The sequence below is a fragment of the Streptococcus sp. NCTC 11567 genome (genome assembly GCF_902141215.1).
In the GTDB taxonomy this organism is placed as follows: Bacteria; Bacillota; Bacilli; order Lactobacillales; family Streptococcaceae; genus Streptococcus; species Streptococcus dysgalactiae.
On the sequence record NZ_LR595857.1, the window covers coordinates 824236 to 843374 of the forward strand.

Sequence of the window (19139 nt, forward strand, 5' to 3'; positions counted from 1 at the left end):
AAAGAATAGACTGAATGGAATTACAATTTTTAGGAACCGGAGCCGGTCAACCTGCCAAACAGCGCAATGTGTCAAGTCTAGTATTGAAACTCTTAGACGAAATCAATGAAGTTTGGATGTTTGATTGTGGTGAAGGAACCCAAAGACAAATTTTAGAAACGACCATCAAACCTCGCAAAATTAAAAAGATTTTTATCACCCACTTGCATGGCGATCATATTTTTGGCTTACCAGGATTTTTGTCCAGCCGTGCGTTTCAGGCTAGTGAAGAGCAAACGGATCTTGATATTTACGGCCCTGTGGGTATCAAAACATATGTCCTGACTAGTTTGAAAATGTCAGGGTCTCGTCTTCCCTACACCATACACTTTCATGAATTTGATGACAAATCATTAGGTAAAATAATGGAAACAGATAAGTTTGTGGTCTATGCAGAGCGTCTGGCGCATACCATTTTTTGCATGGGTTATCGAGTAGTTCAAAAAGACTTAGAAGGAACCCTAGACGCAGAAGCCTTAAAAGCAGCGGGTGTTCCCTTTGGACCACTCTTTGGCAAAATTAAAAATGGTCAAGACGTTGAGTTGGAAGACGGCCGCCTGATTTGTGCCAAAGATTATATTTCTGCCCCTAAAAAAGGCAAAATCATCACCATTATCGGCGATACGCGCAAAACGTCTGCCAGTGTTAAACTCGCTAAAGATGCAGATGTTTTGGTTCATGAATCCACCTATGGTAAGGGTGACGAGCGGATTGCGAGAAATCACGGGCATTCTACCAACATGCAGGCAGCACAAATCGCTCATGAAGCAGGCGCAAAACGTCTCTTGCTCAATCATGTATCAGCTCGCTTTTTAGGGCGTGATTGTCGCCAGATGGAAAAAGATGCCGCCACTATATTTGAAAATGTTAAAATGGTACAAGATTTAGAGGAAGTGATTATTTAATGGCACAAAGAATCATTGTTATCACGGGAGCTTCTGGAGGACTGGCTCAGGCAATTGTTAAGCAGTTACCCAAGGAAGACAGCTTGATTTTATTAGGGCGTAGCAAAGAGCGCTTAGAACATTGTTACAGGCATATTGACAACAAAGAATGCCTTGAAGTGGACATTACCGATTCAGAAGCCATTGAGGAGATGGTTGCCCAGATTTACCAGCGTTATGGCCGTGTGGATGTTTTGATTAATAACGCTGGCTATGGAGCTTTCAAAGGTTTTGAAGAGTTTTCCGCCCAAGAAATAGCTGATATGTTTCAGGTTAACACCCTAGCAAGTATTCACTTTGCTCGCTTGATTGGTCAGCAAATGGCAGAGCAGGGGCAAGGCCATCTTATTAACATTGTGTCCATGGCAGGCTTGATTGCATCCGCTAAATCGAGTATTTATTCGGCGACTAAATTTGCCCTTATCGGATTTTCTAATGCCCTTCGCTTAGAATTAGCGGATAAAGGTGTTTACGTGACCACCGTGAATCCAGGTCCCATTGCCACCAAGTTTTTTGAACAAGCGGATCCGTCAGGACACTATTTGGAAAGCGTTGGTAAATTTACCCTCCAACCAAATCAAGTGGCTAAGCGCTTGATTTCCATTATCGGGAAAAATAAACGAGAATTGAATTTGCCCTTTAGTTTAGCGGTGACCCATCAATTTTACACCCTTTTCCCTAAATTATCTGATTATCTTGCAAGAAAGGTATTTAATTATAAATGATTAAATCCAAATATAGCTGGAAAATAAAAGACAAGAAGCCAGATGATGGCTTCTTTAAGCTAGCAAAGACAAAAGGTCTAACCCAGACCGCCGCTCAGTTGATTTATGATCGAGGGATAAGGACTGAAGAAGCCTTAGATGAGTTTTTAACAGCGGACTTGTCTCAACTGCATGATCCTTACTTGCTACATGACATGGCAAAAGCTGTGCCAAGAATTCGTCAAGCTATTGAAGAGGGCGAACGAATTCTCATTTACGGCGACTATGATGCTGATGGCATGACGTCGGCTTCTATTGTCAAAGAAACCCTAGACATGATGGGAGCAGAGCCTTTGGTTTATCTTCCCAACCGCTTTACAGATGGCTATGGCCCCAACCAGAGCGTCTATAAATATTTTATTGAGCAGGAAGCTGTGTCCCTAATTATCACGGTTGATAATGGCGTAGCCGGACATGAAGCGATTAGATATGCTCAAGAACAGGAAGTTGATGTCATTGTAACTGACCATCATAGCCTGCCTGAAGAATTGCCAGAAGCCTTTGCCATCATTCACCCTGAGCATCCTGATGCTGATTATCCCTTTAAACACTTAGCTGGCTGTGGCGTTGCCTTTAAATTGGCAACAGCTTTGCTAGAAAGTTTACCAACAGACTGTCTAGACTTGGTAGCTATTGGAACCATTGCTGATATGGTAAGCTTGACAGGTGAAAACCGTGTCTTGGTCAAAAATGGCTTGACCATGCTAAAACACACTGAAAGAGTGGGGTTGCAGGAACTGATGTCCTTGTCTTCTATTGATTTGGACCAATTTACGGAAGATGCTGTTGGGTTTCAGATTGCTCCCCAGTTGAATGCCTTAGGTCGTTTAGATGATCCTAATCCAGCTATTGAGCTACTGACGGGCTTTGATGATCAAGAAGCCCAAGCGATTGCCTTGATGATTAAGGAAAAAAATGAAGAGCGTAAGGCTTTGGTCCAAGACATTTTTGATCAAGCGATGGCTATGGTTGATCCTCAAAAACCAGTTCAAGTCTTAGCTCAAGCTGGTTGGCATCCAGGTGTGCTAGGTATTGTAGCGGGTCGCATTATGGAAGCCATTGGACAGACGGTCATTGTCTTAGCTATTGATAACGGTTTTGCGAAAGGCTCGGCCAGAAGTTTAGAGGCCATTAACATATTTGAAGCCTTAAGTGGGAATCGTGTTCTTTTTACAGCTTTCGGTGGACATGCTGGTGCAGCTGGGATGACTTTGCCCGTGGATAATTTAGAAGCTTTATCGGACTTGCTTTGTCAGTTTGTGATAGAACGTGGCTTAGATCAGACTGCTAAAAATACGTTAACTATTGATGAAAGACTGTCTTTGGAGGATCTTAGTCTTGATACTTTAAAGAGTTTGGACAAACTAGCCCCCTATGGGATGGATCATCCTAAGCCAATCTTTTATGTTAAGGATATTAAAGTTAGTCAAGCGCGTACCATGGGTCAAGACCAGAGTCATCTTAAATTCAAAGTCAGCCAGGGTAAGACCTCCTTTGATGTTCTGGCTTTTGGTCAAGGAAGCCAACTACAAGACTTTCAACAAGCTACTGGTTTAGAGTTAGCGGTAACTTTATCCGTCAACCACTGGAACGGCAATACCAGCCTCCAACTAATGTTGGTTGACGCTCGTGTTGAAGGGGTGCAGTTGCTTGATTTACGGTCAAAAACAGCTAAACTACCCGAAGGTATTCCGACGATTGAGGAAGATCCCAATGCAACAGTTATTGTTATTAAAGAGCTTCCAGAGTCTTTTAAAGACTGGCGTCATCAGTTCGCTGATAGAACCTTCGATGCCATTTATTTTAAAAATCAGATTAAACACCCCTATTACCTAACAGGTTTTGGAAGTCGTGAACAGTTTGCTAAACTCTATAAAACCATTTACCAATTTCCAGAATTTGATGTGCGTCATAAATTGACTGACTTGAGTCGCTACTTAAACATTGACAAACTTTTATTGATTAAGCTCATTCAGATTTTTGAAGAGCTAGCTTTTGTGACGATTGAAGATGGCCTGATGACAGTTAACCCACAAGCGCAAAAGCGAGATATTTCTGAGAGTCGTATCTACCAAGAGCTAAAAGAACTCGTGAAGTTCCAAGAAATCATGGCCTTGGCCAGTCCTCAAGAAATGTATGATTATTTGGTCAATTCGAAACCATAATCATACCTGCCTTCAGAAAACGGTTAACGCTTAATAAAGTAATAGGTAAAAGTCTTATTTTACGAAAAAAAGTTTTCGTGATATAATGAAGAGTATTTTATTTTTGGCAGCTTGCCACTAGAAAGAATTAATTATGGATTTAACAAATTACATTGCATCAATTGAAAACTACCCTAAAGAGGGTATCACTTTCCGTGACATTTCCCCTTTGATGGCGGATGGTAAGGCATATAGCTACGCTATTCGTGAAATTGCTCAGTACGCTTGCGACAAAGACATTGACATGATTGTCGGCCCAGAAGCGCGTGGCTTTATCATCGGTTGCCCTGTAGCAGTAGAACTTGGTATCGGTTTTGCACCTGTTCGTAAGCCAGGTAAATTGCCAAGAGATGTGGTGTCCGCTGATTATGAAAAAGAATATGGTCTTGATACCTTAACCATGCACTCAGATGCTATCAAACCAGGTCAACGTGTGATGATTGTTGATGATTTATTAGCAACTGGTGGAACGGTAAAAGCCACTATCGACATGATTGAACAACTTGGTGGTGTAGTTGCAGGTTGTGCCTTCCTTATTGAGTTGGATGGTTTAAACGGCCGTGATGCGATTGGCGACTATGATTGCAAAGTCTTAATGCAATTTCCTGGATAATAAAAAAACACGACTCAAAAAGTACTAGAAGAGAGCATGTGGTAAAGGGATATGAAAAGTGACAACTTCGAAAGTTTCTTGCTGCAAGATAAGCGTATTGGCTTTGCTCTTTTCAAGTAGAGTATAATAGATTAGTCAACTGAACGAGTTTAGGTTTCTGAAATCAGTGAAGTAGCAAACGATACAGAGATTATCCTAGTCTCTTGATAGAGGAATTATGAGTTTTTTAGAACATTATAAGTCAGGTAACTTGGTCCTTCCAAGTGCCTTGCTTTTTCATTACAAAGATATTTTTAAGAGCTCAGATGATTTTTTGGTCTGGCAATTTTTCTATTTGCAAAATACGACAAAGCGTGATGATTTAGCGCCTAGTCAGATTGCTAATGCCCTTGGTAAATCGGTTGCAGACATTAACAAGGTCATTTCATCTTTGACGAGTCAAGAACTCTTGGATATGAAAACCATTGAGTTGGCTGGTGAGATTGAGATTATTTTTGACGCTAGTCCAGTCTTGGCAAAACTAGATCAACTATTGGCTAGTCAAGCTTCTACCAATTCTGAACATCAAACAGAACCTAATCATTTCAAACAGTTAGTTGATGAGTTTGAACGAGAATTAGGGCGTTTTTTGAGTCCTTTCGAGTTAGAAGATTTGGAAAAATCCCTTCGTGAGGATAAAACAGATCCAGACTTGATTCGAGAGGCCCTCAAAGAAGCTGTTTTCAATGGTAAAACCAATTGGAAATACATTCAAGCTATCTTACGTAATTGGCGAAAAGAAGGCATTGTTAACCTTAGACAAGTAGAAGAGCGTAAACGGGCAAGAGAAGATCAGAATGCTTCTCAAGTCAACGTATCTGATGATTTTCTGGCAGCCATGAACCTTTGGAGCGACTCATGAGAATAGGAAAAGAACGCTTACGTAAAGTTTTAGCCTTAATTGCTGAGATGTTCCCTGAAGCTAAAGGGGAGTTAGACTGGGAAACTCCATTTCAACTTTTAATTGCTGTGATTTTATCAGCACAGACCACTGACAAAGCAGTTAATAAAGTCACACCAGCCCTTTGGGCTAAATATCCTGAAATAGAAGATCTAGCCTCTGCAAATGTGACTGATGTTGAAAATTGTCTGCGAACCATAGGCCTCTACAAAAATAAAGCTAAAAATATCATCAAGACAGCTCAAGCTATGTTAACCGATTTTGGTGGACAAGTGCCAAAAACACACAAAGAACTAGAATCTTTGCCAGGAGTTGGCCGTAAAACTGCTAATGTTGTCTTGGCAGAAGTATATGCTGTGCCAGCAATTGCAGTAGACACTCATGTCTCAAGGGTTGCCAAACGATTGAATGTGTCAGCTCCTGATGCAGATGTGACTGAGATTGAGCAAGATTTGATGGCTAAAATCCCTAAAAAAGATTGGATTATCACGCATCATCGTTTGATTTTCTTTGGTCGCTATCATTGCTTGGCTAAAAATCCAAAATGTGCGATTTGTCCCGTCCAAACTTATTGCAAATACTATAAGGATACTTACGGGAAAAAGAAAGCCTAGAAAGCCTAATCTTAGGCTTTCTTTTGTTATGATGAGAATTTTGCTATAATAAAAGCATTACAATTTAGAAAGAAGTCAAGATGGAAAGTCATTTATCAAACCGTTTAGCCCAAGTTGCAGCATATGTTCCTAAAGGGGCCAAGCTTTTAGATGTTGGCAGCGACCATGCCTACCTTCCTATATTTTTAGTGGAGAGCAATCAGATTTCTGCAGCTATCGCGGGTGAAGTGGTCAAAGGACCATATGAGTCTGCTCTTAAAAATGTTAGTCAGTCAGGTCTTTGCGATCAGGTTGAGGTACGTTTAGCTAATGGATTAGCAGCTTTTGAAGAGGTTGACCACGTAACAGCCATTAGCATTTGTGGTATGGGAGGGCGTTTAATTGCTGATATTTTAGAAGCAGGTAAGGAAAAATTGCAGGGCATTGAACGCCTGATTTTGCAACCTAATAACAGAGAGGATGATTTACGGACCTGGTTATCAGCTAACGCTTTTAGGATAGTTGCCGAAACGATTATGACTGAAAATGACAAATATTATGAAATTATCGTAGCTGAGCCTGGCAGCCAGAAACTATCAGCCAAAGACTTACGATTCGGACCCTTCTTAAGTCGTGAACAGTCGGCTGTTTTTATTGGAAAATGGCAGCGAGAGCTGGAGAAGTTAGCTTACGCCTTGTCCTGTGTTCCAGAAACTAATCGGGATGACCGCGCAGCTATTCAACAAAAAATCAACCAAATAGAAGAGGTGATCAATCATGAAAGCTAGAACCCTAATTGATGCCTACGAAGTCTTTTGTCCCTTAAATCTCTCGATGGAAGGGGATGTGCGTGGGTTACAAATTGGTAGTCTTGATAAGGACATCCACAAAGTTATGGTTACCTTAGATATCCGTGAACAAACCGTATCTGAGGCTATTGCCAAAGGTGTCGATTTAATCATTACCAAGCATGCTCCGATTTACAAAGGGGTTAAAGACCTTGTCTCTTCCCCTCAGCGTGATATTCTTCTAGATTTGGCTAAGCATGATATTGCTGTGTATGTCAGCCATACCAACATTGATATTGTACCAGGTGGGCTAAACGATTGGTTTTGTGATCTGCTAGAAATCAAGGAGACGACTTATCTATCTGAAACAAAAGAGGGGACTGGCATCGGTCGTATCGGAACTGTTGAGCAGCAATCGTTAGAAGAATTGGCAAGTAAAGTCAAACGAATCTTTAACTTAGATGCGGTGCGGCTCGTGCGCTACGATAAAGCAAATCCTTTGGTGTCAAAGGTTGCCATTTGTGGTGGAAGTGGTGATGATTTTTATCCTGCTGCCTTACAAAAAGGTGCGGATGTTTACATTACAGGGGATATTTATTACCATACAGCACAGGAGATGCTGACAGAAGGGTTAATGGGAATTGACCCGGGGCATCACATTGAAGTGCTGTTTACGGAGAAAATAAGTGAGAAACTCCAAGGCTGGAAAGAAGAGAACGATTGGGATGTCAGCATTATTTCAAGTGAAGCTTCAACCAATCCGTTTAGCCATTTGTAGGAGATTGAGGAATTAAGATGGATTGGCTATTGTCGCAAAATCTAGTATTATTAGCATTTTTAGCAGGACTTTTTACTTGGGGTTGTACTATTTTAGGAGCAGCTATTGTCTTCTTTTTCAGGAACATTAGTCGTAAATTATTAGATATTATGATGGGCTTTGCGGCTGGTGTCATGATTGCGGCATCTTTTTGGTCGCTTTTAGAACCATCTATTGCCTATGCAAAGGCTGACGGTAGTGTTTGGTCTTGGTTTCCAGCGGCTTTTGGTTTTTTACTTGGTGGTCTTTTTATTAGATTTATAGACGCCATTGTACCGCATTTGCATCTCGACAAAGAGGTCTCAGATGTGGAAGGTTTGCAGCCTCCTAAAAAATTGTCTAAGACAGCTCTGTTGTTTTTAGCCATTACGATTCACAATATTCCAGAAGGTTTGGCAGTTGGGGTGACTTTTGGAGCTTTGGCTTATGGTAACGTCTCAACATCAGCCTTGTTAGGCGCTTTAGGACTAGCGATTGGTATTGGGTTGCAGAACATCCCAGAAGGTGCAGCTTTATCTATTCCTATTCGTGCTGATGGCAAGTCACGTTTAAAAGCTTTTTATTGGGGTGCCATGTCAGCTATTGTGGAGCCAATTGGTGCTGTTGTAGGAGCAGCCTTGGTCTTGTTGATGCTTCCGGTCTTGCCTTATGCCTTATCTTTTGCAGCAGGAGCTATGATTTTTGTGGTGGTGGAAGAATTGATTCCAGAATCGCAGACCAACGGTAACACAGACGTGGCAACCCTAGGGTTAATGCTAGGATTCGTGATTATGATGGTGATGGATGTCGCATTAGGATAGGATAAACAAGGATAGGATAAACAGATGAAAATAGCCATTATTGGGGCGGGGATTGTAGGATCAACCGCCGCTTATTATTTACAACAAAGTGGTCAAAAAGAAGTTACTCTTTTTGACCATGGTCAAGGACAAGCTACTAAGGCTGCTGCTGGTATTATTAGTCCTTGGTTTTCAAAGCGTCGCAATAAAGTTTGGTATCGCATGGCTCGTTTAGGAGCCGATTTTTATCAACAGTTAGTCAGCGATTTACAGACTGATGGCTTTGCAACGGATTTTTACCAGCAAAATGGGATTTACTTATTAAAAAAGCAAGAGGAGAAGTTAAAAGATCTTTATCAATTAGCTTTAAGTCGACAAGAAGAATCCCCTTTAATCGGTCATTTGGAAGTAAAAAAATGTGAGGAGATACAAGAGGTATTTCCAGGCTTAGTTGGTTTTGACAGTTGTCTGTACGCTTCAGGAGCTGCTAGGGTTGAAGGGGCTACTTTATGTGAGACGTTACTCAAGGCTAGTGGTTACCCTGTTATTCGGCAGAAAATCACTCTGAAACAGCAAGGAAGTGGTTATGAGATTGCTGGTCATTATTTTGATCAGGTCATTCTGGCAGCAGGAGCATGGTTACCTGACTTATTGATGCCTTTAGGTTATCAGGTTGATGTACGACCACAAAAGGGACAACTCTTGGATTATGGCGTTCATCATGTCATCAGCGACAATTATCCCGTTGTTATGCCAGAAGGTGAAATAGACCTTATTCCTTTCAATCAAGGTAAGATTTCTGTTGGTGCGAGCCATGAAAATGATAAAGGTTATGATTTGGAGCCTGATTGGCAGGTCTTAGAAAAACTTGAAATGCAAGCTCTCAATTATTTGCCGTTATTAAAAGAAGCTAATCAAAAATCATGTCGTGTAGGGATAAGAGCTTATACCAGTGATTATTCTCCTTTTTATGGTCAGGTTCCAGGATTGAAGAACCTTTATACAGCTAGTGGTTTAGGGTCATCGGGATTAACAGTTGGACCTTTGATTGGCTATGAATTAGCTCAGTTATTGCTAGGATGCGAAGGACTTTTAATGGCTAGCGACTATTCCCCTGAGCCTTACCTTTCGATGTCTACTGGTAAAGCGTGACACTGCTTTCAAAAAATGATAGAATGATAGGGTATATAGAAGAATAGGAGCACTACTATGAAAGGTATTATTCTTGCAGGAGGTTCAGGGACACGCTTGTATCCACTGACCCGTGCCGCATCTAAACAGTTGATGCCCATTTATGACAAACCAATGATTTATTACCCATTGTCAACCTTGATGTTGGCAGGGATTAAAGATATTTTAATCATTTCAACTCCCCAAGATCTTCCTCGTTTCGAAGAATTGCTAGGAGATGGGTCAGAATTTGGCATTAGCTTATCCTATAAGGAACAGCCAAGTCCAGATGGTTTAGCACAAGCTTTCATTATTGGAGAGGAATTTATTGGTGATGACCGTGTTGCTCTTATTTTAGGAGATAATATTTACCACGGTAATGGCCTCACTAAAATGCTTCAAAAGGCAGCTGCCAAAGAAAAAGGGGCCACCGTTTTTGGTTATCAAGTGAAAGACCCTGAGCGCTTTGGAGTGGTGGAATTTGATGACAACATGAATGCTATCTCTATCGAAGAAAAACCAGAAGTGCCTAAGTCCCACTTTGCAGTGACTGGACTTTATTTCTATGACAATGACGTGGTAGAGATTGCTAAAAACATTAAACCAAGCGCGCGTGGTGAGTTGGAAATTACAGACGTCAACAAGGCTTACTTGGAACGTGGTGACCTCTCCGTTGAATTGATGGGGCGTGGTTTTGCATGGCTAGACACTGGAACGCATGAAAGTCTACTTGAAGCGGCTCAATATATTGAAACAGTTCAGCGCTTGCAAAACGCTCAAGTGGCAAATCTGGAAGAAATTGCCTATCGCATGGGTTATATCAGTAAAGAAGATGTCCATAAATTGGCGCAATCTTTAAAGAAAAACGAATACGGGCAATACTTGCTTCGTTTGATTGGAGAAGCTTAATGACAGAAACTTTTTTTGACAAACCATTGGCTTGCCGAGAAATCAAAGAAATCCCAGGCTTACTAGAGTTTGATATTCCTGTTCGTGGGGATAATCGTGGCTGGTTTAAAGAAAATTTCCAAAAAGAAAAAATGTTGCCAATTGGCTTTCCAGAACGTTTTTTTGAGGAAGGAAAACTACAAAACAATGTTTCTTTTTCACGTCAGCATGTGCTGCGTGGACTTCATGCTGAACCTTGGGATAAATACATCTCAGTTGCTGATGATGGCAAGGTTTTAGGAGCTTGGGTTGATCTTCGTGAGGGAGAGACTTTTGGAAACGTCTACCAGACAGTGATTGATGCTTCAAAAGGAATGTTTGTTCCTAGAGGGGTTGCTAATGGCTTTCAAGTTCTTTCAGAGACTGTCTCTTACAGTTATCTTGTCAATGACTACTGGGCTCTTGACTTGAAACCTAAGTATGCTTTTGTAAACTATGCTGACCCAAGTCTTGGGATTACTTGGGAAAATCTAGCAGCTGCAGAAGTTTCCGAAGCAGATAAAAACCATCCTCTTCTTAGTGATGTCAAACCACTGAAACCAAAAGACCTATAGGGGAACAACATACTCAGATGATTGAGATTAATCATTTGAGGTGGATATGAGGGGAAGTTAGTCTTCTCTATTTCAGGCAACAAGCCACAACTAAAAATGATGAAAGGAAAGTTCAGTTTCTCTCTTTGAGCTGAACATGGGACTCAAATCTTAGAAAGAGATACCTTTTTAGGAGTAACATCTCCCTTAGAGTTATTTACTTTTAATAGATTTTTTCGGAAACGAAAGGTCCCTTTGTATCTTATGTATAAAAATATTATCGTAACCGGTGGGGCAGGTTTCATCGGTTCTAACTTTGTACACTATGTCTACAACAACCATCCAGAGGTGCATGTGACGGTCCTTGACAAATTAACATACGCTGGGAATAGAGCTAATATTGAAGAAATTTTAGGGGATCGCGTTGAGTTAGTAGTTGGAGATATTGCCGATGCAGAATTGGTTAATGAATTAGCCGCAAAAGCGGATGCGATTGTGCATTACGCGGCTGAAAGCCACAATGACAATTCTCTCAACGATCCAAGTCCCTTTATTCACACGAATTTTATTGGCACTTATACCTTGTTAGAGGCTGCACGTCACTATAATATTCGTTTCCACCATGTATCAACAGATGAAGTTTATGGAGATCTTCCTTTGCGCGAAGACCTCCCAGGACATGGTGAAGGACCAGGTGAAAAATTTACAGCGGATACGAACTACAATCCAAGCTCACCTTATTCTTCAACCAAGGCTGCTTCAGACCTTATTGTTAAAGCTTGGGTGCGTTCTTTCGGTGTGAAAGCAACTATTTCAAATTGTTCCAATAACTACGGACCTTACCAGCACATTGAGAAATTTATTCCTCGCCAAATCACCAATATTTTATCAGGCATCAAGCCAAAACTATACGGTGAAGGGAAAAATGTCCGTGACTGGATTCATACTAATGATCATTCTACAGGAGTATGGGCTATTTTGACTAAGGGTCGTATCGGTGAAACATACCTTATTGGTGCCGACGGCGAGAAAAACAACAAGGAAGTTCTTGAGCTTATCCTTGAGAAAATGGGTCAACCAAAAGATGCTTATGATCACGTAACTGACCGTGCTGGTCACGATCTTCGTTACGCTATTGATTCTACAAAATTGCGTGAAGAACTCGGCTGGGAACCACAATTTACAAACTTTTCAGAAGGTTTGGAAGATACTATCAAATGGTATACAGATCACCAAGATTGGTGGAAAGCTGATAAGGAAGCTGTTGAGGCCAATTATGCCAAGACTCAAACAGTTATCCAAAAATAAGGTTTAGAGAGAACATACCCCTTAGTGATGTGGGAAGCCCTATCGCTAAGGGGTTTTGCTATTTTGTTTTCCATAGCTCAAATAGTCTTTCTCAATCGTAAAAAGGGAAGAGTAGTAGTTTATTGCTATTGTAGTAGTAATATGATACAATAGAGTTCTAGAAGTGAGGAAAATGCGAAGGAGAGAGTATGTTCAAACACCTTTTAAAACAAGATTTAAGTTGGCAAGGAGGAAAAGATTCTCCAATCAAATGGTATTTTGGATTAGGATTACTTATTTTTTACCATATTGGGACGATTATTGTTGATCAGTTAGCAGTGGCTCTTATACCGATAGTCTATCAAAATGTGGAACCTGGCACGGTGCCCTACCAAGAATTCTTAAACACAACCCCGCTGCCTCTTATTATAGGGCAGGTATTGTGGGCAATCATCGTTTACGGAATTTTTTATGCCTGTGGCATGCGTTTTTTCCTGGGTGCTATTAGCAGGACTTGTCGCCAACCAAGTTATTCAAATGGTGTCAGAATGGTTACCAATTGGAGAAACTGCTAATCAAGTCCTCTTAAATCAAAGTCTTTTTCAAACTTCCTGGCCCAAACTGATTCTTGTATATGTTATCTTAAATCCATTTTTGGAAGAACTTGTCATGCGTGGGTTAGTGATGCGATATATCTTGCCTAAGTACCCATATGTAGCAATAATAGTTTCCGCTTGGCTTTTTGCAGGCATGCATTACACCACGAGTTGGATACATAGCTTTTTATATATGGCAAGTGGCCTTGTTTATGCTTATTCTTACTACAAAACCAATCGTTTAATAGTCCCTATCAGTATACATGCGGTCACCAACCTTATTAGCCTTTTATTCATTGCGAATAGTTAAATAAAGATATCAAAAAAGAGGCAAGAACAGCTTTCAAAAACTAGAGATTTTTGAGGCCGTTCTTGCCTCTTTTTTGAATAAGATTTCTTATTTGCCAAATAGACCTTTTACTTTCTTGAGAGCATCATTGACCATATCATTACCTTCCAGCATTGTTTTGGCTTTGTCAAAGTAGTCTCCTAACTCTTCTTTATGGTCCTCGAGAAAGGTTTTAGCAGCTGCAAAATCTTTTTTAGCGATTAACTCCTTGATGTGCTCAAATAATTCTTGTGGGTTCATTTCTTTTCCTCTCTTTCTTAAGTTGCTTTCATTTAATCATAAGACTCTTTTTTTAGCAAGTGTTTGCGTTGAAAGAGTGAGAGGCATCATCTCTTTGTTACCTTACTTGATTCAACGCTTGTTCCAATCATAAAATAATAGCATATTTTTCAGAGATTGGTATAATAGAAACAAAGATGGAAAGGAAAGAGACAGATGACCCAATTGGCAACTATTTGTTATATTGATAATGGCGAGTCCTTGCTATTATTACACCGCAATAAAAAAGAAAATGATGTCCACGAAGGGAAGTGGATTTCAGTTGGAGGCAAGCTTGAAGCGGGAGAGACCCCAGATGAGTGTGCCCGTCGTGAGATTCTAGAGGAAACCCATTTGACCGTTACAGAGATAGCTTTTAAAGGAATCATTACTTTTCCAGAATTCACACCAGGTCATGATTGGTATACCTATGTTTTTAAAGTAACAGGATTTGAAGGAGACCTCATTTCCGATGAGGAGTCACGTGAAGGCACCCTGGAATGGGTACCATATAATCAGGTATTGGAAAAACCGACATGGGAAGGGGATTATGACATTTTTAAATGGATTTTAGAAGACCGCCCCTTTTTTTCTGCCAAATTTACCTACAATGAAACTAACCAACTTATTGAGAAATCCGTCACCTTTTATGACTGAGTACCATTTACTTACCCTTTAGTTTTCAACAGAAAGGAACATATCTTAATGCCCTTAACACCCAATACCTCTAAAACAGACAGTTTGTTTTACAAGTGGATTTTAAATAATCAAGCAGTGATGGCTCTTGTAATCACCCTTTTAGTTTTTCTAACGATTTTTGTCTTTACGAAAATTTCGTTTTTGTTTACTCCAGTGATTTCCTTTTTTGCGGTCATCATGTTACCCTTGGTCATTTCAACCATTCTTTATTATTTAACCAAGCCCCTCGTTGACTTGATCAATCATTTGGGGCCTAGTCGGACAACCTCTATTTTTATTGTATTTGGCTTAATCATTTTACTCTTTGTCTGGGCGATTTCAGGTTTTGTGCCAATGGTACAGACCCAACTCACCAGCTTTATTGAGGACTTACCTAAATATGTTGGTAAGGTTAATGAAGAAGCCAACAAGCTACTTGAAAATGAATGGCTAGTCAGCTATAAGCCTCAGTTACAGGATATGCTTGCGAATACCAGCCAAAAAGCTCTTGATTATGCGCAAAGCTTTTCAAAAAATGCCATTGACTGGGCTGGTAATTTTGCAGGTGCCATTGCTCGGATTACCGTTGCCATCATTATTTCACCTTTTATTCTCTTTTATTTCTTACGAGATAGTGGCAAGATGAAAAATGGTTTGGTCAATGTTTTACCAATTAAATTACGTATGCCTATGGCCCGGGTATTGGGGGATATTAACAAGCAATTATCAGGCTATGTTCAAGGACAAGTAACGGTGGCTATTGTTGTCGGCTTTATGTTTTCTATCATGTTTAGTCTTGTAGGTCTTAAATATTCCATTACGTTCGGGATCATCGCAGGCTTTCTCAATATGATTCCCTACTTAGGGAGTTTTCTAGCCATGATTCCTGTCATCATTATGGCTATGGTGCAGGGGCCGTTGATGTTAGTCAAAGTTCTTGTGATTTTTATGATTGAGCAAACCATCGAAGGCCGTTTTGTGGCACCGCTTGTTCTTGGAAATAAGCTGAGCATTCATCCGATTACGATCATGTTCTTATTGTTGACTGCAGGATCAATGTTTGGCGTTTGGGGTGTCTTCTTAGTCATTCCGATTTATGCTTCTGTCAAGGTTGTGGTGAAAGAATTGTTTGACTGGTATCAAAAAGTTAGTGGCCTGTATGATGAAGAAGTCCTAGTGGTTGAGGAGGTTATTGACCATGTTGAGTAGTGAAAAAATGATTGCTTCCTTGGACCAGCAAGACTTAGCACATGCGGAGAAATATTTTCAAAAGGCTTTGAAAGAAGATGATGCGGAAACCTTGATTGCCCTCGGAGAATATTTAGAAAGTATTGGTTTCTTGCCACATGCCAAACGTCTTTACCTACAATTGGCTGATGACTACCCTGAACTTAATATTAACTTGGCACAAATCGCTGCTGAAGATGATGCTATGGAAGAAGCTTTTCTCTACTTGGACAAAATTCCAAAAGACAGTCCCGATTATTTGTCAGCTCTTTTAGTCATGGCTGACCTCTATGATATGGAAGGGTTGACAGATGTGGCGCGTGAGAAATTACTTCAAGCAGTAGCAATCAGCCCAGAGCCATTGGTTATTTTTGGTTTGGCAGAAATTGACATGTCCTTACAGTATTTTAAGGAAGCTATTGATTACTATGCACAGTTAGATAATCGTCATATTCTTGAATTGACAGGCATTTCTACTTACCAGCGCATTGGACGAGCCTATGCCAGTTTAGGTAAATTTGAGGCAGCCATCGAATTTTTAGAAAAAGCAGTAGCGATTGAGTATGAAGATGAAGCTGTTTTTGAACTGGCTACTCTTTTATTTGATCAAGAGAATTACCAAAAAGCTAACTTATATTTCAAACAGTTGGAGACCATTAACCCTGATTTTCCTGGTTATGAATATGGTTATGCCTTGAGCCTTCATGAGGAACATAAAACACAAGAGGCCTTGCGTTTGGCCCAGCAAGGACTTCGCAAAAATGCATTTGACAGTCACTTATTATTGTTAGCGTCACAATTATCTTATGAGTTACATGATAGCCAAAATGCTGAAAGTTATCTTCTTCAAGCTAAAGAAGTAGCAGATGATGATGAAGAGATTCTGATGCGACTGGCCACGCTTTATTTTGAAGCGGATCGTTTTGAGGACGTTGTTGCGCTTGACAATAATACTATTGACAATGTTTTGACTAAATGGACGATTGCTAAAGCTTATCATGCCTTGGAGCAAGAAGAAAAAACCTTGTCTCTCTATAAGGAAATTGCGGGAGATTTAGCAGAAAATCCAGAATTTTTACAAGACTATGCTTATCTATTGAGAGAATTCGGTGAGCTGACTAAGGCAGTTAAGGTGACTACCAATTATCTCAATCAAGTGCCTGATGATGTCAATATGCAAGCATTTTTAGACCATCTAAATGATCAATTATCAGAATAACAAAACAGTCCTCTATCTGGGAGTCATTTCCCATCGGAGGACTGTTTTTAGTCTGTTAAGCCTTATGGTAATTTCATGGAGAGGATTTTATCCTCGTCAGGTGTTACGCGCAAGGTTCTTTGCCCGGTATAAGTCACAAATCCTGGTTGTGCGCCACTTGGTTTGTGAAGTTTTTTGGCTTCAATCATATCGACCTGAACGAGGTTTGATAATCTGGCTTTAGAGTAATAGGCTGCTAATTCGGCAGCGTCCGTTTTAACCTCGTCACTTGGATCAAGGTTGTCCTTAATAAGGACATGACTTCCAGGGATATCCTTGGCATGGAACCAGAGTTCCCCTTTTTTAGCCATCTTAAAGGTCAGCTTCTCATTTTGAAGGTTGTTACGTCCAACGATGAGAATGGTTTTCCCGTCTGTAGCTAGGTATTGCTCAGGCTTTTTGCGTTTGTGTCGTTTATCACGGTGGCGACTCTTCAAAAAGCCAGCCTGATATAACTCTTCCCGAATATCTTCAATATCTTCGATACTTGCTTGGGATAAATTGTAGTCCACGCTCTCAAAGTAAGCAATACTTTGCTTGGTATCGGCAATCAAGCCAGATAAGTGTTTGACAGCTTCTTTTAGCTTTTGGTATTTTTTAAAATAACGTTGAGCATTTTGATTAGGTGTTAGTGCCTTGTCTAGGGCAATCTCAAGCTTTTCGCCCGTGTAATAATTGTCTAATACCACGGAGTCTTGGTTATTAGGAACCATACTCATGTAAGTGGTTAACAGCTCTCCTTTTTGACGGAACAACTCAGCGTTTTCCGTAGCCAAAAGTTCAGCTTCTTGTTTACTTAGTTTGTTGCGATTTTTGTCTAGTTCATTTTGCACACGGTGAATCAAGTCACTCGCTTGCTGATTGATACGGTCACGCTCAGCCTTATCTTGATAAAAGTGATCAAGCATCTCAGATAAAGTCTCAAACGTCACTTGGCTCTCTGAGAAAAGAACTGGTGCAAAAGAGGTATTGGTTAAACTTGCTTGAGTAGGTCTAGCAAAAAACTCACGGAACCGTTTTAATTTGTCTGTTGTCAGAAGCTCGGTCAATTCTTTTGCGGTGTCTCGCCCTAAGCCTTGAAAATGGTGTTGTAAGCTTTTAACAGATAGGTCTTGTGTTTGAAGAATTTCAAATAAAGGCACATCAGAAATTGTAAAAGGATTGACAGCACCTGTTTTAGGAGGCTCAATATAGGTAGAGCCTGGTAAAATGGTGCGGTAAGAGTTTTGTGAAAAGCCAACATGTTTAATGGATTCGATGATTTTATTTTCCGAACGGTCCACCAAGATAATATTACTGTGTTTCCCCATGATTTCAATAATTAACGTGGCTTGAATAGCATCGCCAATTTCATTTTTGTTGGACACTTTAAGCTCAATAATACGGTCATTTTCAATCTGTTCTAACTGCTCAATGACAGCACCCTGAAGGTACTTGCGCATAATCATGGTAAAGGTATTTGGGACTTGGGGGTTTTGAAAGTCTGCTTGGGTGATTTGTACCCTTCCAAAAACGGGGTGAGCAGACAATAACAATTTATAATTTTGGCGGTGGTTACGAATGGTTAAAACCAGTTCGCGTTCAAAGGGTTGATTGACCTTTTGAATACGCCCGTAAAGCAAGCTCTCTTTTAATTCTTTGGTTAAATGGTGTAAGAAAAAGCCGTCAAAAGACATGGTTTCTCCTTTCTGAATTCTAATCTCTTCATTATACCACAAATGCTTGACTAAAAATATGGACGGGTAAGTGTCTAGAGTTTCGGGAAACGTAAAATTGAATACCTTATAGCTTAAGAGAACGAAAAATTCGTTCTCTTTTTTCGTTTCCTAAAACTAGTGAAAGGACACAAACAGATGTCAAATAATTTAGAAATAGTTATGGATATTGATACTCTAGATATCTTTGATGTTATTGATTTAGATGAAACGAATCATTTTAAGACAGGTATTGATGAGGATTTACCTGAAGAAAAGGAAATAAGTTCATACGATGATTTGAATAAAACTTGGCTTGGAAATCGTTATCACTATAAACTTTCTGGTCTTCTTTGGGAGATTATTGAAAATGATATTATTCACGATTTAAGTCCTAGAAACAAACATGGTACCTATCCCTACCAACATTCACGAGATGGAACCTGGGGCCATGTCAAGCAACTCACACAAGAAGAAGCTTTATGGCTTACTTTGAACTAGAACTCAGAGTTAACGAGTTATGTATAGGAGTATAAAATGATGAGCTTTGCTGAAACAAGCCAATATGCTGGCCAATTGCTATTGTTACTAAATTTAATATGGGGCTTTATTCTTTATAGAGATCTCAATGTAGATAGGGACAGGGCATCCATTGTTTTA

At 40.1% G+C, this 19139-nt stretch carries 21 protein-coding genes; 19 read left to right on the forward strand and 2 right to left on the reverse strand.

Annotated elements, in window-relative coordinates; genetic code table 11:
* Window positions 1–14: 14 nt before the first annotated feature.
* From rnz to FQT67_RS04325, 15 genes are all read left to right on the forward strand, one after another.
* A complete protein-coding gene (gene rnz / locus FQT67_RS04255) occupies window positions 15–944 on the forward strand; it encodes a ribonuclease Z (RefSeq protein ID WP_003054662.1) in 930 nt (309 codons plus the stop codon).
* Entirely contained in the window at window positions 944–1708 is a 765-nt protein-coding gene (locus FQT67_RS04260; protein ID WP_046177102.1) for an SDR family oxidoreductase, read from the forward strand. The genes rnz and FQT67_RS04260 overlap by 1 nt, the downstream gene beginning before the upstream one ends.
* Window positions 1705–3912 carry a single-stranded-DNA-specific exonuclease RecJ gene (gene recJ, locus FQT67_RS04265; RefSeq protein WP_046177101.1) on the forward strand — a complete coding sequence of 736 codons (2208 nt, stop codon included), beginning with the start codon at window positions 1705–1707 and terminating at the stop codon, window positions 3910–3912. The genes FQT67_RS04260 and recJ overlap by 4 nt, the downstream gene beginning before the upstream one ends.
* A gap of 133 nt (window positions 3913–4045) precedes the next feature.
* Window positions 4046–4564 (forward strand): adenine phosphoribosyltransferase, encoded by a 519-nt coding sequence (locus tag FQT67_RS04270; protein WP_003054649.1) that lies wholly within the window; start codon window positions 4046–4048, stop codon window positions 4562–4564.
* 217 nt (window positions 4565–4781) lie between these two features.
* Complete coding sequence (locus tag FQT67_RS04275; protein WP_022554834.1) at window positions 4782–5465, forward strand: DnaD domain-containing protein; 684 nt, start codon at window positions 4782–4784, stop codon at window positions 5463–5465.
* Window positions 5462–6118, forward strand: coding sequence for an endonuclease III (nth, locus tag FQT67_RS04280; protein WP_003054655.1), 657 nt, complete (start codon window positions 5462–5464; stop codon window positions 6116–6118). The genes FQT67_RS04275 and nth overlap by 4 nt, the downstream gene beginning before the upstream one ends.
* A gap of 80 nt (window positions 6119–6198) precedes the next feature.
* Window positions 6199–6885, forward strand: a complete 687-nt coding sequence (locus FQT67_RS04285) for a tRNA (adenine(22)-N(1))-methyltransferase TrmK (RefSeq protein ID WP_012767134.1) — start codon at window positions 6199–6201, stop codon at window positions 6883–6885.
* On the forward strand, window positions 6875–7663 hold the full coding sequence (locus FQT67_RS04290) for a Nif3-like dinuclear metal center hexameric protein (protein ID WP_046177100.1): 789 nt from the start codon (window positions 6875–6877) through the stop codon (window positions 7661–7663). The genes FQT67_RS04285 and FQT67_RS04290 overlap by 11 nt, the downstream gene beginning before the upstream one ends.
* Window positions 7664–7680: 17 nt before the next feature.
* Window positions 7681–8502 (forward strand): ZIP family metal transporter, encoded by an 822-nt coding sequence (locus tag FQT67_RS04295; protein WP_012767133.1) that lies wholly within the window; start codon window positions 7681–7683, stop codon window positions 8500–8502.
* Between the two features lie 24 nt (window positions 8503–8526).
* Window positions 8527–9633 carry an FAD-dependent oxidoreductase gene (locus FQT67_RS04300; protein WP_046177099.1) on the forward strand — a complete coding sequence of 369 codons (1107 nt, stop codon included), beginning with the start codon at window positions 8527–8529 and terminating at the stop codon, window positions 9631–9633.
* 57 nt (window positions 9634–9690) lie between these two features.
* On the forward strand, window positions 9691–10560 hold the full coding sequence (gene rfbA, locus FQT67_RS04305) for a glucose-1-phosphate thymidylyltransferase RfbA (RefSeq protein ID WP_046177098.1): 870 nt from the start codon (window positions 9691–9693) through the stop codon (window positions 10558–10560).
* A complete protein-coding gene (locus tag FQT67_RS04310; RefSeq protein WP_002990099.1) occupies window positions 10560–11153 on the forward strand; it encodes a dTDP-4-dehydrorhamnose 3,5-epimerase family protein in 594 nt (197 codons plus the stop codon). Before rfbA ends, FQT67_RS04310 begins: the two co-directional genes overlap by 1 nt.
* Before the next feature lie 243 nt (window positions 11154–11396).
* A complete protein-coding gene (gene rfbB / locus FQT67_RS04315; RefSeq protein WP_046177097.1) occupies window positions 11397–12440 on the forward strand; it encodes a dTDP-glucose 4,6-dehydratase in 1044 nt (347 codons plus the stop codon).
* Window positions 12441–12628: 188 nt separating this feature from the next.
* The gene (locus FQT67_RS04320; protein WP_003060933.1) at window positions 12629–12994 is read left to right on the forward strand and encodes a hypothetical protein; all 366 of its coding nucleotides are present in this window, start codon (window positions 12629–12631) and stop codon (window positions 12992–12994) included.
* Window positions 12957–13325, forward strand: a complete 369-nt coding sequence (locus FQT67_RS04325) for a CPBP family intramembrane glutamic endopeptidase (RefSeq protein ID WP_227985721.1) — start codon at window positions 12957–12959, stop codon at window positions 13323–13325. Before FQT67_RS04320 ends, FQT67_RS04325 begins: the two co-directional genes overlap by 38 nt.
* Before the next feature lie 87 nt (window positions 13326–13412).
* Here FQT67_RS04325 and FQT67_RS04330 read toward each other — a convergent pair whose 3' ends face one another.
* Entirely contained in the window at window positions 13413–13604 is a 192-nt protein-coding gene (locus tag FQT67_RS04330; RefSeq protein ID WP_003058922.1) for a hypothetical protein, read from the reverse strand.
* A gap of 195 nt (window positions 13605–13799) precedes the next feature.
* Between FQT67_RS04330 and FQT67_RS04335 the strand changes: the two genes are divergently transcribed.
* From FQT67_RS04335 to FQT67_RS04345, 3 genes are read left to right on the forward strand one after another with little or no spacing between them, the layout of a single operon-like run.
* A complete protein-coding gene (locus FQT67_RS04335) occupies window positions 13800–14279 on the forward strand; it encodes an 8-oxo-dGTP diphosphatase (protein WP_115256847.1) in 480 nt (159 codons plus the stop codon).
* Between the two features lie 48 nt (window positions 14280–14327).
* Window positions 14328–15509: an AI-2E family transporter gene (locus FQT67_RS04340; RefSeq protein ID WP_003059678.1), complete on the forward strand. Its 1182-nt coding sequence runs from the start codon at window positions 14328–14330 to the stop codon at window positions 15507–15509.
* Window positions 15499–16746: a CDC27 family protein gene (locus FQT67_RS04345; protein WP_046177096.1), complete on the forward strand. Its 1248-nt coding sequence runs from the start codon at window positions 15499–15501 to the stop codon at window positions 16744–16746. Before FQT67_RS04340 ends, FQT67_RS04345 begins: the two co-directional genes overlap by 11 nt.
* Window positions 16747–16808: 62 nt before the next feature.
* Here the strand turns inward: FQT67_RS04345 and FQT67_RS04350 are convergent, their stop codons facing one another.
* Window positions 16809–18461 (reverse strand): NFACT family protein, encoded by a 1653-nt coding sequence (locus FQT67_RS04350; protein WP_046177095.1) that lies wholly within the window; start codon window positions 18459–18461, stop codon window positions 16809–16811.
* 177 nt (window positions 18462–18638) lie between these two features.
* Here FQT67_RS04350 and FQT67_RS04355 point away from each other — a divergent pair, with 177 nt between their 5' ends.
* Complete coding sequence (locus FQT67_RS04355) at window positions 18639–18980, forward strand: hypothetical protein (RefSeq protein WP_003054176.1); 342 nt, start codon at window positions 18639–18641, stop codon at window positions 18978–18980.
* Window positions 18981–19139: the final 159 nt, after the last annotated feature.

Bases quoted from the DNA above. Each gene is read 5' to 3' on its own strand.
- rnz (WP_003054662.1), top strand. From the start codon at position 15: ATGGAATTACAATTTTTAGGAACCGGAGCCGGTCAACCTGCCAAACAG.
- FQT67_RS04260 (WP_046177102.1), top strand. From the start codon at position 944: ATGGCACAAAGAATCATTGTTATCACGGGAGCTTCTGGAGGACTGGCT.
- recJ (WP_046177101.1), top strand. From the start codon at position 1,705: ATGATTAAATCCAAATATAGCTGGAAAATAAAAGACAAGAAGCCAGAT.
- FQT67_RS04270 (WP_003054649.1), top strand. From the start codon at position 4,046: ATGGATTTAACAAATTACATTGCATCAATTGAAAACTACCCTAAAGAG.
- FQT67_RS04275 (WP_022554834.1), top strand. From the start codon at position 4,782: ATGAGTTTTTTAGAACATTATAAGTCAGGTAACTTGGTCCTTCCAAGT.
- nth (WP_003054655.1), top strand. From the start codon at position 5,462: ATGAGAATAGGAAAAGAACGCTTACGTAAAGTTTTAGCCTTAATTGCT.
- FQT67_RS04285 (WP_012767134.1), top strand. From the start codon at position 6,199: ATGGAAAGTCATTTATCAAACCGTTTAGCCCAAGTTGCAGCATATGTT.
- FQT67_RS04290 (WP_046177100.1), top strand. From the start codon at position 6,875: ATGAAAGCTAGAACCCTAATTGATGCCTACGAAGTCTTTTGTCCCTTA.
- FQT67_RS04295 (WP_012767133.1), top strand. From the start codon at position 7,681: ATGGATTGGCTATTGTCGCAAAATCTAGTATTATTAGCATTTTTAGCA.
- FQT67_RS04300 (WP_046177099.1), top strand. From the start codon at position 8,527: ATGAAAATAGCCATTATTGGGGCGGGGATTGTAGGATCAACCGCCGCT.
- rfbA (WP_046177098.1), top strand. From the start codon at position 9,691: ATGAAAGGTATTATTCTTGCAGGAGGTTCAGGGACACGCTTGTATCCA.
- FQT67_RS04310 (WP_002990099.1), top strand. From the start codon at position 10,560: ATGACAGAAACTTTTTTTGACAAACCATTGGCTTGCCGAGAAATCAAA.
- rfbB (WP_046177097.1), top strand. From the start codon at position 11,397: ATGTATAAAAATATTATCGTAACCGGTGGGGCAGGTTTCATCGGTTCT.
- FQT67_RS04320 (WP_003060933.1), top strand. From the start codon at position 12,629: ATGTTCAAACACCTTTTAAAACAAGATTTAAGTTGGCAAGGAGGAAAA.
- FQT67_RS04325 (WP_227985721.1), top strand. From the start codon at position 12,957: ATGGTGTCAGAATGGTTACCAATTGGAGAAACTGCTAATCAAGTCCTC.
- FQT67_RS04330 (WP_003058922.1), bottom strand. From the start codon at position 13,604: ATGAACCCACAAGAATTATTTGAGCACATCAAGGAGTTAATCGCTAAA.
- FQT67_RS04335 (WP_115256847.1), top strand. From the start codon at position 13,800: ATGACCCAATTGGCAACTATTTGTTATATTGATAATGGCGAGTCCTTG.
- FQT67_RS04340 (WP_003059678.1), top strand. From the start codon at position 14,328: ATGCCCTTAACACCCAATACCTCTAAAACAGACAGTTTGTTTTACAAG.
- FQT67_RS04345 (WP_046177096.1), top strand. From the start codon at position 15,499: ATGTTGAGTAGTGAAAAAATGATTGCTTCCTTGGACCAGCAAGACTTA.
- FQT67_RS04350 (WP_046177095.1), bottom strand. From the start codon at position 18,461: ATGTCTTTTGACGGCTTTTTCTTACACCATTTAACCAAAGAATTAAAA.
- FQT67_RS04355 (WP_003054176.1), top strand. From the start codon at position 18,639: ATGTCAAATAATTTAGAAATAGTTATGGATATTGATACTCTAGATATC.